This is a genomic window from Ferrimicrobium sp., from assembly GCA_022690815.1.
In the GTDB taxonomy this organism is placed as follows: domain Bacteria; phylum Actinomycetota; class Acidimicrobiia; order Acidimicrobiales; family Acidimicrobiaceae; genus Ferrimicrobium.
Genome location: JALCZJ010000012.1, coordinates 66563 through 79116 on the forward strand (window position 1 = coordinate 66563; position 12554 = coordinate 79116).

The window sequence follows — 12554 nt, forward strand, 5'->3', positions numbered from 1 at the left end:
ACAAGAAGCGGTATTCGGGTGGGCGAATGATCTGGCCGTGGCGAGAGTGCTGGGGCCAAGCGCTGAGATCCAGTGGTCGATGAGATTCAGTTCTCGCTAATCCAATGCCACCGAACTTCTCATTACGGCGCATGTTGGTGCAAGTAACGGATCGCGGGTTCGGCTCTTTGAGCTTGAGATCCAAGAACTCGTCAATGAGATAGGGATTCCTATCACTGTCTGCCACTTGTCTCCTGGAACCTCCAAATTGAACACCGGCTCTTCTCATTTATCAGCGTGAGCTGGAAGGGTCAGCCCCTCGTCAGTCACGAACTGATGCTTAACCTGATTGCCAACACCAGAACCAAGAGTGGGCTCACTTTTGTGAAAGCACACAGGGGGATATCTATAAGGGCGCAAGTACGCAGGAGTTTGAACCTGCATCTCATAGATGAGGCTAACCGCTTATCGCTCGAGAAGCAGATCGCATCAAGAGGTTGGAGTAAGCAGGTTGACATGGCCATTGACAATCACCTCAATGTCGGTACTCCAGTTCCTCATCTCATGAAGGCTGCTGGAATCGAAACGCTCGATGCCTTTGACCGCTATCTCCGATTCCTCACAGAGCCAGATGCGAACGAGTTTCGCATTGCCCTACGCGCTGCTCATTCCAGGGAGGACAATGCATGACCATTGACTCCCACTCACACGGCGTGATGGCGGATCAGGGATTGGGCCTCAGTACCTATCAGCCCCCAATTGATGACCTATGGGTCGCTCGTGTCATAGAGTTGATCGACAAGAGCGGGATCTGCGCTCGCGTGGCTGAGTGGAGGGCCATAGATAAGGAGGCGACTAGAGAGGGGCCCGGTGGGAGACCGAGGGGTTTGGATGACCATGTGGTTCTTGTTCTTCTCTTAGTGCTTGCATTGGAGGGATCGCCAGTCTTGTTGAAGCACCTGGCAGCTGCGATCGCATGCCGTCTCTCTGAAAGAGCAAGGGAGATGCCTGGAATCACTCCGAATCAATACGACGCTGCTGGTTGGTACGACCGATGCTGGCGGGCGTTTCATGCCTTTGTGGACGTGATTGACCCCTTCCCAGGACCGAGGAACCGTCTCTTGATAAAGGATGAGTGGGCCGAAGTCATAGCCGCTCGTGATCCCGAGGAGTCCTTGGTGGGCCGTTTGCGAAACTAGGTTGACCAGCCCAAACGCACGGTGAGAAATTGCAAAATCCTCTCCTAATTTAGCGACTTTCCTCTTTTACGACTCCTCAGAACCCGCTGAGTGTGGTCTTCTCACAAACGAAGACGACCACGCTCAAGGGGCCATCCACCATCTCTTGAGTGCTCGTGATCTGATGCAATCGCTCCGACATGGTCTGCCCAAGCGGTGGTGCCACGCTTACCGAAGCATCTACGAGCCAGTCCAGAGTGCAGATGAACCACCAACTCTCTTTTGTGGTACAAATCTGAGGTCCCATCAACTCGCGTCTGCCCAATGAGCTGCGAGCTGATTCGACAAAAATCGTTTGGGCCCCGCGTCCCTAACTTAAGATTCTCGCTAGACCAATGGGCTGGGTCTAATTGACATGCATCACGTGTAACACAAGACCTACGAAACCATCCAGACTTAAGAGCCCAAAGAGAACAGCAGAGGTATAGGCGGGGCCGACTCTTGTCTTGGTCTCGACTGCTTTGGAGCCAGAACGTCCCCACTGATGGTATGCCAAGTAATGGACAACCCGGGGAGAGTGCTCCCTTACGACCGAATTAGCCTTTACCAGTTCCAACCAGCAGCCGAGCAAGGCGCACGTACCCTGACCGAAGTATAGAATATCTAAAATCGACATCTAAAGCCTAAGCCATGCTGGGTGCGACACCGTCGCGAATTGGCGGCGTGGACAAGGAGCCAATGACTGAAAACACGACACTCGCAGCAGATAATCCACACGACAGATATCCGATAATGTTAGAACTGCTAGTGGGCTTAAACTCACCGTCATCGGGATTGACAACGGAGTTAATCTGACTAACCATACAAAGCGCTACTCCGATATCTACTAGGATGCTGTTACCGCTTCCACCCGCACAGTCGCCGATAGGGCCAAACCGAGCTAACTCAACACTACTGCTCATATCAGACTCCATTCCCATACGGAGTCGAGCCGTAAGGTGTGCTGTATGTGTAGGTGCCACCTACGCCACCAGACCCAGCCGTGTATCCCAGCTGCGCTGGAATAACGGTAGATTCATTAGACGTCAACCCGATCCCAGTCCCCAAGCTAGCGAGACCAGGACTCAGAGCTACTACTGCTCCCCCTCGAACCATACTCCGTACTTTCATCATTACCCCTGCTGGTAATCATCGCCACCTGAGTGATCGTCTGGTGCAATCGAAAACCTAACACATCATGGCGACGATTGCACGACATTTTCAGTTATTATCAAAAGTTTATCATCTAGCAGGGAGTCTGGCGGACCTTCCATGGGAGTGCCAGCTCCCGACAAGAAGTGGTATTCGGGTGGGCGAATGATCTAGCCGTGGCGAGAGCCCTGGACCCAAGAGCCAGGTCCCCTATAGTGCCGAGCGGCCTGCGGTGTTGTGGAGTTTCTTTTATAGTTAACACGAGTGTTGTAATGGCTAGCAGTCAATCCGTCGCAAACGAAGCGCTGGCTGTAGCGTGTCGCACCCATTTGGCAAGCACGAATCTCCCATCACCGAGAACGACGAGAGGATCGGGGTTTGGTCGTGGGGGGCAGCTGATGTCCACGGTCAATGGGTAATTTGCTCCATGGTTGCTCATGTCCGTCGCAGTCTGCCTTAGCAACTTCACTCCAAGCGACGGTGCGAGCGGACCGATTGGCCCGATTCACAACGCTGGAATGCGTCAGCTTGGGGCAGATGCTGATCTGCCGTGCCAAACGCACCCCGACAAGAGGGTCAAGTGCGCTTGCATAGAGACTGAATCGGAGAAGCGTTTAAAAACTCATCCGATCCAACACTTGGTTTCACGCAAGCAGTTAAACCTGTTATCTAGACCTTGTGAGTCCCATAACCGACTACGCACACAACCTGCGGCCAGTCGGATGGAACTCACGGGGTACAAAGGACAAACCAGCAATTATGCAGCTTGATCCAACTCTCCAGCCCTGATGAAGACGACCTGATCCGCTTCCTCGGCGCTACCGGAGACCGTCCCAGCCTTACGACCGAGAAGGAAGAAGCAATAAGCTAGGGCTCCCAGTGTCACTAGGGACAGACCGAATGCTGCTGTGATCGGCAGAAAGGTTCGTAGCCCAACCGTGAGCGCTACCAAATAGGTTCCAAAACACCCTACAGTGCCGAGGATGGTCAATCCTCGCTCGCCAAGCAGCTCCAGTCCGCCTTTCCCGTTGATGGCTGTGATTCTCGTTCCCATTCTCAATATCCCCTTTCATTTATATCATATTCATTTACTTCATATGCTCGACAATTTACTGTCCGAAATGGAGCTACTATCCTCCCTTCGTCTTTGGTTCAACGCGTCTGGTGGCATCACGCCTGGCTCGAAGCCGAATTAGGCGGCTCACGACAAAGGTTACAAGCGCGACTCCTATCAGAGCAAGGGCGCTCAGATCAGACCCTGTGGAACGCGATTCCAAAGCAGGAATGAAGTCCTTAACCACCAGGCTATATGTCGAGCCAGCGAGGACAAGAGTGATCAGCGCCATAGAGACCCTGTTGAGTGTTCGCAACCTATGGATGGCCGACGAGCTAAACAGAACTGCTGACTCACCCCTGTCGACTTGGGCGAGGTATCGCTTCGTGCGAGGCAGCTGCAACCAACCTAAGAGTGCATCCCGCGAACGATCAAAGTCCGGAAAGAGGTTGCGCACGGTAAAGACCGCAAGTAGTATACCTCCCACCACACACCATATGATTGCAACGATGCCCAGGATCGGGGGGTGAATGTGCTTGCCGGCAGCGATCATGTACAGATCGATCCCACCAAAAACACTCCAGTTGGAGCTAGAAAGGAGAAACCAAACAGACTTTTGACGTTATCTGGTTCGAGGCTGTCAGCTTCACCCCCCAAAACCTGAGTTACTCATCGCTCATCTCCTCCAGGCGTTATCTTGTCACGGGAATGCGAATATTTGAATCCAGGGGAAGAGGCTAGCGAGACAAACCTCCAATAGAAGGTCATTGCGCTGCCTTAGTACTCCGCTGTCCCCTAGAGCCCTTGACTAGTAGCCTCACAATGGCTCTACCCTGACAACCAAAGGCCACGAAATAGACAAGGCCTCCCAAAATAACAGATTGCAAACCACCATGGGGGTGGATTGTGAGACCAACAATCGTTGCCAGTAACAAGGCTAGGACCCATTGCAGGACGACCTCTCTCTTTAAACTTTTAGCAATCTTAAGGAGTTTCAACGTAACCTCCTGGATGAATAGCGTGTACCGGGGTTGCAGCCCCCGCTATCAGGAGGGTCCACCCAGTGATAGTTCCGGCGACAGCGCAGCCATTTGCATAAGTCTTTCCGCTGACTGAAACATCGCCATCCTGTGTGTTGAGGTATGCCCCAACTGCGCCTATCAAGCAAGCGCCTCCAGCCTCCAAAATTTCCTTAACCAAAGGAACATCTGAAGAACAGAAACTGACTGGACCATAGCGTCCGAGATCGTAGGAATTCTCGGTGCAAAGGTGAAGATTGGAGGGCCCAAGTGTTGCTGGACCGCTATAGTAAAAGGCACCGCCGCCGCCGGGTCCAACCGTATACCCTGGCTGCGCATGAGTCCCGGTAGATTCGTTGGCCGTCAATCCCATTCCTGTCCCCAAGCTAGCAAGTCCAAGACTCAGGGCTACTACTGCCCCCCCCTCGAACCATGTTCCTTACCTTCATCATTACCCCCTTATGGTAATTATCACTACCAGAGTTATCGTCTGGTACATCGGGGAACCTAACACATCGTGGCGACGTTTTCACAGCATTATGGGAAATTAGCGAAAATATACCTACTACCAGGATGTTTGGCATCTGACAGCTGAAAGCTCCAGGATCGGTGTCCAACATTCGTAGGGGGGACTGTCAGCCGAGGTAGGGCCAGTTGCGACATGGGTTTCACCAACAGAGGAGCATGGGCCTTTGGGTGATATTGCTATTGGATATGGGCAGCTCAGCCGGATTAAAGACGGTCCTTTGTCTTTACTCTCTCACGTTGTTAGATCATGAGCCTACGATTCTGGTGACCAACGACTTGAGCGCTTCCCAACGGTGATTGCAGTCTCTGTCATCCGTTTGGGGGACAAACATATTGACAGTTGCTGTTAGCTTGGATGGCCTTTAACTTGATCACTGTTAAGGTCCTCCAACCACTTAGTAGCTGGTGATCGTGCCATGATGGCAATGAGCAAGACGAATAGGCCAGCACCACGCTCTTATGCTCCCTCCACCCGAGGAGACGCTAACTGAGTTGCCGACCTCGAGGACCCGTCTATTTCACAGACGGACCGGTCACACTCGTCATGGCACTTGAGGAGGACTCGTCGACCCCTCACCCTTCGATTATCGAAGCCCACGCTGAGGTGTTGCTTGTCCGGGCCAAACTGGCCAATGATTTGCTGGAGTTCACCTCTCCAGAGGTATCCGAGCGTTGAGAGGATGGGTTCTAACGTCCTCTGCAGTTCTCGTCTTTTGTGCAGAACTCGCATCCGCGCTACATTTAGAACGCTTAGTGCCGACGATCTCATCCGATCAAAGCAATAGAACCCTTGAAGTGGTCCCCATTTTGGTCTTGGTCGTAGCTCTGTTGGTGCGGACTGAAGTCTCGCCCAGTGAGTCTGTTGGCCTTCTCACTGTTGGTGGCGTGATCGCGACCATCCTGTTTAGTGCGTTTATCCAGCTATCACAGCGGGTCAAGAGTCTTATTATCCCAGGAGAGCGTTCACGGGCTGACGCTAATAACAGGGAGTTCTTAGGCGAGGTGGGGAGTAATGCCAGATATGCCTCTCACGGTCAGTTGTTCTTCGCTGTTTCTGCTGGCGTACATGGAGTTAATGGCTTGGTGGCTTCGTCAGTTGGCCTGGCGATGGCGGCTTACCTGGCGATGCTGTTTCTAATGGTGCTTAAAAGGGTGAACGCCGTCTTGGGCCATGAGTTGCGGCAGTAGCTCGATGCCCTAAGCCCCGCTCCTTGCTGGCCGCAAGCAGCGATCCTATGGGCTAATGATCCACGATTGTCATGCTCGGCAGCACATCAATGCAACCTAACACCACACTCCCAGTTCAGCAGGCGACGAACCACAAATAATAAAAAAGGACAGTCGCTAAGTTAAGAGAGGATTTTGCAATTTCTCACCGTGCGTTTGGGCAGGTCAAACCAGTTTCGCGAACGGCCCTTGGTGGAGACGAGGGGACTCGAACCCCTGACCTCCTGCGTGCAAAGCAGGCGCTCTTCCAACTGAGCTACGCCCCCGTCGTACAACAAGGAAGACCTTGACCGACCAAATGAGTCTAACGCCATTAAGCCTTCGATCGACTGTTTCTGTCCCGTGGGTTGTCACAATAACGTGCCTCGCAGTAGGTTGACCCGGAGTCTAAGCCGAGCCCCCTGGATCCCCGTGGGCGCTACGACCTCGATGCGGTGGTCACAATGTAACAACTTTTTCACATTTCTAGTGCACTGCCCAATATCTATGCACTATGATCGTTCCAACTTCAACGGATAAGGGGGTAGTACCATGACGCAATCCGCAGAACCAGGCCGGTTGCGCGCCGGGGCGATTGGCCGAAGAGAGGTTCTCTTCCAAAGCATTACGGCAATGGCGCCCGGAGCGGCTATTGCTGCCTCGATTCCTGCTGGAGCTGGCTTCGCCGGCGGTGCTTTGACGTTAGCCGTGATTGTCGCACTCGTTGGCAGCCTACTTACCGCTTTCTCTATCAGTGAGCTCGCGTCACGGATACCTTCCGCGGGATCATTCGCCACCTTCGCCTCTCGGGCCTTGCATCCGATCGTTGGGTTCTTTGTCGGTTGGGGGTATGTGTTCGTATATGCGCTCGTACCCGCTCTGCTCTTCTTACAACTTGGCTTCACCATCGCTGGTACGTTCAACTCCGAATTTGGCTACCCGTCCAATCTCTGGTGGCCCTGGTCGCTCGTAGGTATTGCCTTGGTTGGCGCACTAGCGCTCCTTGGCATCACCACCTCAGCCAAGACCGGCACCATTCTTGGGAGTATTGAGATCGTGATCTTCTTGGCGGCTGGCATCCTCTTTGTGATCCACGCCGGATCTCACAATACCCTCTCGGTATTCACGACGAAATATACCCCAAAGGGCTTTCATGGCCTCACGGGCGTCTTTGCGGGATCGGTCTACAGTTTGTTGGCATTTGCCGGGTTTGAGGCGGCCGCACCCCTAGCGGAGGAGGCCAAAGACCCCAAACGCACGATCCGCTTCGCGATTCTAGGGTCGACGCTTGCCATCGGGTTAATCTATGTCTTCACGACCTATGCGGCCTCTGTCGCCTATGGCCCCTCGCGCTTCGCATCCTTTTCTGGTGCGGGTTCCGCCTCCTGGATTGGCCTAAGCCGAGACTTCTATGGCCTCTTCTGGATTCTTATCTTCCTGGCGGTCATCAACTCGACCATCGGTAACGCCAACGCCGGCACGTCGGTCTCTACCCGCATGGCCTTCGCTCTTGGGAGAATCGGCGTCTTCCCTGGCATCCTCGGGAGGGTACACGAAAAGACCAAGGCACCCCGGGTCGCTGTCTATACACAGATCGCCGTCTCTGCGGCGGCCACCCTGCTACTCGGGCTCGCCTTTGGTCCCGAGAATGGCTTTGCCCTCGACGGTACGTTGATTACGATCGTTGTGGTAGCTGTCTATATCCTGATGAATCTCTCGTCGATGGTCTACTTCGCGAAGGCGATCTCGAACGAACGCTTCAACTTCTTATCGCACGGACTCGTTCCTCTGCTTGCGATCGCCTTCCTCCTGCCGGCGCTGCTGGCTGGTGCCGGGATCGCTGTGTTTTCCTTTATTTCCCCACTCACCGCCCCCGCCTCGTATGCCGGACCGATCGTGGCCGTCTGGCTGATCCTCGGTGTGATAGTATTCATTCGTCTCCGCAGGACCTCTCCGGGTGCGGTCAACCGGATCTCGGAGGTCTTCTTGGAAGAAATCGTCGAGGAGCCAGAGCTATGATGCAATACCCCATCGTCAACTTCACGCCAACGAAAGAGCAACTGTGCTGGACCTTTGGTGGCCGCGAACCAGTCATGGAGATCGAACCGGGCACCATCCTCGAAGTATTTACTGAAGACTGCTTCGCGGGCAACGTGCGGGCCACTACCGATCTTGTCTCCGAGGTCTGTGAGTTTCCCTTTTTGAACCCTCAGACCGGTCCCTTCTATATCAATGGTGCTGAGGTGGGGGATACGATTGTGGCCCACTTTGTCGATATCGAACCCGCACGCGATTGGGCCGTCTCCACAACTGTTCCGCTCTTTGGAGCGTTAACCTCCACGCATCTCACTGCGACACTCCAAGAGCCGCTGCCAGAGATCGTTTGGATTTGGGAGCTCGACCGCGAGGCACGTCTGTGTCGATTTCGGGCTTCGGAAAGCGATTTCTCCGTCGAGCTCCCGATGGATCCCATGCATGGCACCGTCGGGGTCGCACCGGCCAACCTTGAGGTCCGCTCCGCGCTCGTGCCCGATGCCCACGGTGGGAATATGGACACGCCGGAGTTACGTGCAGGGGTGACGTGTTATCTCGGTGTCAACGTACAAGGAGGGCTGTTTTCTCTCGGTGACGGCCACGCACGACAAGGTGAGGGTGAAAGTTGCGGGGTAGCGGTTGAGTGCGCCATGAATACCGTCGTCTACGTTGACCTCATCAAGGGTATCTCCACGCCGTGGCCCAAGCTTGAGTCCGACAGCCACCTAATGACCACCGGATCTGCCCGGCCCCTCGAGGACGCATTCCGAATCGCACAGGTCGAGATGGTCGACTGGGTCGCATCCCTCTGTGACATCACACGGATGGACTCCTACCAGCTGGTATCGCAACTCGTCGAGTCCCCGCTTGCGAACGTCTGTGACACCAACTACACCTCGGTTGCCAAAGTAGCCCGCCAGTATCTTGGCGATTTCCAAGCGCCGTATGCCGATGCCCATCGTCGTGCCAGCCAAATTGCTGACGATTATCGGGCAGCTCATCGGCGGTAAGCGCAACCCGGTGGCACAACTATGCTGCCGTAGCATGGGACGGCCCGCCGATCAGCGCCATCAACTCAAGAGGCTAAGTGAACAAGACTGGCAACTGTGGCGCTCTCTCAGGCTTGAGGCACTTGGTGATGCTCCCTATGCCTTTGGATCAACACTTACGCAGTGGAGTGGAGTCAACGATCAAGAAGAGCGTTGGCGTGACCGCCTCCGCAACTCTGGTGTGGCATATGTCTGCTTCCTCGACCTCCAGCCAGCGGGCATGGTGGCAGCGACCCCGCCATTGGACGACGAGACCGAACTTGTCTCCATGTGGGTAGCACCACCGTTCCGTGGTCGCGGGGTCGGCGACCAACTCGTCGCTGGGGTTGTCGATTGGGCGAGCCAGCAGCGACTTGGGCAGGTCCGTCTCTATGTGCGAGAGATGAACCTTGCGGCCCAGCACCTATATCAGCGGCACGGCTTCACTGACACCGGCAATCGTTGCGACGAGATGGACGGTCTCTGCGAAATGGAAATGGCTCTTACGTTGTCAGGCAACCGAAAGTAAACACCACAACCACCTTAGGTGGGATCGCTCGCGCATGCTGACAACGAGGTCCCAAGATCACACTGATCGTCTCGCGGGCACAACGGTTGTCAGTGGCGCTACTTTCACCCGTCCCTACAGGTGGGACCAAGGTTTCACGCGGCTCCCTACCACGAACCACGTGTTCACCCATCATCCGTTGAGCGGGCCGCCGTCTGCCTCAAACCAAGAGCCAACGACCAAGAAACGCCCAAAGGCCGACGCCGGAAGCAGGGCTCATGCATTCCTTCAATCGACGGTGGCGAGTTGACCGTTGTTTACCATACGTTCATTGTTCTATTACCTTTAGGCAACCTTTTGTTTTCCTCGTGCTCGCACAACGGCTCTAGGTTGGTAACCGATACAGAACAAGTACGCGAGATCAAGGCAGTCAGGAGGACTTTGCGATGGCAGGATCTGACACATCAGCCAAAAGCCTCTATCACTCACTCGATGAGGCCAAGGTCGGTCGAAAGCACTGGCTGACCGTCTTCACGTCCGGAATGGGTTTTTTCACCGACGCCTACGATCTGTTCATCATCGGAACCGTCACGGTGTTGCTCACCCCGATCTTTCACCTCAACACGGATCAGATTTCGCTGCTAAACTCCATATCCTTGTTGGCCTCGGTCGCCGGCGCATTGACGTTCGGCCGTCTGATGGACAAGCTCGGACGCAAGCGCATGTACGGCGTCGAAGTCGCCATCTTGGTGCTCGGTGCTGTCCTCAGCGCCTTTGCCTGGAACTTCACCTCCCTGCTGATCTTTCGCGTCCTCGTCGGCTACGGGGTTGGTGGAGACTATGCGACCTCAGCAGTGATCACCTCGGAGTACTCGAACCGTCAGTCGCGCGGCAAGCTCATCGGCACCGTCTTCTCAATGCAGGCGCTCGGACTCATCGCAGGTCCTGCGATCGCAGCCATCTTCCTTAGCAGTGGCGTCCCCTCCGATCTCGCCTGGAGATTGATGTTGGGGTTCGGCGCAATACCCGCAGCATCCGTTATCTACCTTCGACGTAAGATTCGAGAGACCCCCCGCTACACGCTGGGCATCAAGGGTGATCTTGCCGCTACCGCCACCACGGTTGAATGGGTTACGGGAGAACACGGCACGGTCCCAAGTGGCGAACCAACCAAGACAAGCCCCCTGATGCGTCCACGACCAATTGCGAAGCTCACCCAGAAGCCATTCCTCCTCCGCCTCATCGGAACAGCGGGGGGTTGGTTCCTCATTGATATCGCCTTCTATGGCAACTCCGTCTCTTCGCCGCTGATTCTCAAGCTCTTACAGCCCAAGGGGACCCTGCTCGATCACACCCTTTTATCCCTACTCATATTCGTCGTCGCTGCCTTCCCTGGCTACTGGTTAGCGGTCTTCTTGATGGACCGAATTGGGCGCAAGAGGATCCAATGGCAAGGTTTCGCGGTGATGTCTGCGGCCTTTGCGCTAATTTGGCTCTTGCCCAACGGCGCAACATCGATCGCCATATTCTTACCCCTCTTTGCTATCAGCTACTTCTTTACAGAATTTGGACCGAACGTCACCACATTCGTCTATCCTGCAGAAATCTTTCCTACGTCGATCCGAGGAACTGCAGATGGTATTTCAGCGGGGATGGGAAAGTTTGGTGGCTTTATCGGAGCATTGCTCGTTCCGCACCTGCTTCAGTCTCTTGGCATTAGCGGTGTCATGGGTATTATGGCAGGAGTGTCAATCATCGGCGTCGTGCTTACGATGGTGACGCTGCCCGAGCCACGCGGGCGCTCTCTTGAGGACGTTTCCGAAGAGACACCACTGCTCTTCGAGCCAGATACCTCCAAAAGCGAGGAACCGGCAGCCACTGCTAGTTAAAGGTCAGGCCGAAGTCCCGACGGCCGACTGATCTATCCGCTTGGTAATCAGCTACCCCAATGATTGCTGGCCCAGCCAGGCCATTACCAAGCGGTCGCTAGCGTTGACAATGGCATCTGCTCAGGCTAGCCGCCAATGATGCAGTGCATCGGGCACCCCAGCACGTATATTGGCCCACCTGGTCGATCATCCGGGGTCGCCTCTGTTCCAGAAACTTACGATGTGGTAGCGCTTATGTACAAACAAGTCATACTGGCAAAATTGTGAACGTACTGTGGCTCATCAATGGATCCCCCTTCAGAAGCTCGAGTAACTGGGCCCCTGGACACAACACCTTGAGAATCGGCCGGTCCTACCGCGAGACGACCAAATCGACGGCGGGTGCCAAAGGTCTCCGCGAGCCCCGGGGGGCCGGCGTTCATCGAAAACCCGCATGGGGCCATGACGAGGATTGGTCAAGCATGGTCGCTCTGCTCCGATCAAGGGTTATGCCTGAACCGGTCCTACATTCCTTTGGACCAATAGGTGGCCCCTGACTTGCTCAAGAACAGATTTCATCTCTCTGTCAGTTTCTCGAAACCAAGATCTGATGGTCAGCTTCGTCCCACCCAACGGGTATCGACATCGACAACACCCAAGCGACACGAAGGGCACCGCAGGCACCGAGCTCCCACTCTATGGCGCTGCCGCCACGCCATCCTGATCGTCGAGAAGTGCCAAACCGTTCTTCGTGCAGGCCGTCCACTAAGCGAACCAAGCCCATCGCACGAAACAACCTGGGTACAAAGCAACAGCAAGCTCGCACGAGATGCGCAAAGGCCCAGCCTACGACGATTTCGGGCGCCGCGATCAAGGAAGTGGTCTATAGAAGACGAGAACCAGAGCCAAGCAACGGGTTCCCCAATCTCCATCACAACGGCCAAGAGCAATGATCACCGAA

At 54.9% G+C, this 12554-nt stretch carries 10 protein-coding genes, 1 tRNA gene and 1 pseudogene; 8 read left to right on the forward strand and 4 right to left on the reverse strand.

The window, feature by feature from the left end:
• Window positions 1-103 precede the first annotated feature (103 nt).
• The 3 genes and pseudogenes from MP439_05480 to MP439_05490 all read left to right on the forward strand — a co-directional run bounded on the left by MP439_05480 (window position 104) and on the right by MP439_05490 (window position 1178).
• Window positions 104-357 (forward strand): annotated as a pseudogene (locus tag MP439_05480) (ISAzo13 family transposase).
• Between the two features lie 138 nt (window positions 358-495).
• Window positions 496-669: a hypothetical protein gene (locus MP439_05485; GenBank protein MCI2975512.1), complete on the forward strand. Its 174-nt coding sequence runs from the start codon at window positions 496-498 to the stop codon at window positions 667-669.
• Window positions 666-1178, forward strand: a complete 513-nt coding sequence (locus tag MP439_05490) for a hypothetical protein (protein MCI2975513.1) — start codon at window positions 666-668, stop codon at window positions 1176-1178. Before MP439_05485 ends, MP439_05490 begins: the two co-directional genes overlap by 4 nt.
• 662 nt (window positions 1179-1840) lie before the next feature.
• On the opposite strand, the gene MP439_05495 is transcribed toward MP439_05490, so the two are convergent.
• The 3 genes from MP439_05495 to MP439_05505 all read right to left on the reverse strand — a co-directional run bounded on the left by MP439_05495 (window position 1841) and on the right by MP439_05505 (window position 3889).
• A complete protein-coding gene (locus tag MP439_05495) occupies window positions 1841-2119 on the reverse strand; it encodes a hypothetical protein (protein MCI2975514.1) in 279 nt (92 codons plus the stop codon).
• 986 nt (window positions 2120-3105) lie between these two features.
• Window positions 3106-3402, reverse strand: a complete 297-nt coding sequence (locus tag MP439_05500; GenBank protein MCI2975515.1) for a hypothetical protein — start codon at window positions 3400-3402, stop codon at window positions 3106-3108.
• Between the two features lie 76 nt (window positions 3403-3478).
• Complete coding sequence (locus MP439_05505; protein MCI2975516.1) at window positions 3479-3889, reverse strand: hypothetical protein; 411 nt, start codon at window positions 3887-3889, stop codon at window positions 3479-3481.
• 1732 nt (window positions 3890-5621) lie between these two features.
• Here MP439_05505 and MP439_05510 point away from each other — a divergent pair.
• The gene (locus tag MP439_05510; GenBank protein MCI2975517.1) at window positions 5622-6137 is read left to right on the forward strand and encodes a hypothetical protein; all 516 of its coding nucleotides are present in this window, start codon (window positions 5622-5624) and stop codon (window positions 6135-6137) included.
• A 229-nt stretch (window positions 6138-6366) separates the two neighbouring features.
• On the opposite strand, the gene MP439_05515 is transcribed toward MP439_05510, so the two are convergent.
• Window positions 6367-6442 (reverse strand) — tRNA-Ala (locus MP439_05515).
• Window positions 6443-6707: 265 nt separating this feature from the next.
• On the opposite strand from MP439_05515, the gene MP439_05520 reads away from it, so the two are divergent.
• The 4 genes from MP439_05520 (at window position 6708) to MP439_05535 (ending at window position 11614) form a co-directional block, all read left to right on the forward strand.
• Entirely contained in the window at window positions 6708-8174 is a 1467-nt protein-coding gene (locus MP439_05520; protein MCI2975518.1) for an APC family permease, read from the forward strand.
• Window positions 8171-9199, forward strand: coding sequence for an acetamidase/formamidase family protein (locus MP439_05525; GenBank protein ID MCI2975519.1), 1029 nt, complete (start codon window positions 8171-8173; stop codon window positions 9197-9199). Before MP439_05520 ends, MP439_05525 begins: the two co-directional genes overlap by 4 nt.
• A gap of 34 nt (window positions 9200-9233) precedes the next feature.
• Window positions 9234-9746 (forward strand): GNAT family N-acetyltransferase, encoded by a 513-nt coding sequence (locus MP439_05530; GenBank protein ID MCI2975520.1) that lies wholly within the window; start codon window positions 9234-9236, stop codon window positions 9744-9746.
• Window positions 9747-10171: 425 nt separating this feature from the next.
• On the forward strand, window positions 10172-11614 hold the full coding sequence (locus tag MP439_05535) for an MFS transporter (GenBank protein MCI2975521.1): 1443 nt from the start codon (window positions 10172-10174) through the stop codon (window positions 11612-11614).
• Window positions 11615-12554 lie beyond the last annotated feature (940 nt).

Coding starts and splice junctions, on each gene's coding strand:
- MP439_05485 (MCI2975512.1), top strand. CDS start 496: ATGGCCATTGACAATCACCTCAATGTCGGTACTCCAGTTCCTCATCTC.
- MP439_05490 (MCI2975513.1), top strand. CDS start 666: ATGACCATTGACTCCCACTCACACGGCGTGATGGCGGATCAGGGATTG.
- MP439_05495 (MCI2975514.1), bottom strand. CDS start 2,119: ATGAGCAGTAGTGTTGAGTTAGCTCGGTTTGGCCCTATCGGCGACTGT.
- MP439_05500 (MCI2975515.1), bottom strand. CDS start 3,402: ATGGGAACGAGAATCACAGCCATCAACGGGAAAGGCGGACTGGAGCTG.
- MP439_05520 (MCI2975518.1), top strand. CDS start 6,708: ATGACGCAATCCGCAGAACCAGGCCGGTTGCGCGCCGGGGCGATTGGC.
- MP439_05525 (MCI2975519.1), top strand. CDS start 8,171: ATGATGCAATACCCCATCGTCAACTTCACGCCAACGAAAGAGCAACTG.
- MP439_05530 (MCI2975520.1), top strand. CDS start 9,234: ATGGGACGGCCCGCCGATCAGCGCCATCAACTCAAGAGGCTAAGTGAA.
- MP439_05535 (MCI2975521.1), top strand. CDS start 10,172: ATGGCAGGATCTGACACATCAGCCAAAAGCCTCTATCACTCACTCGAT.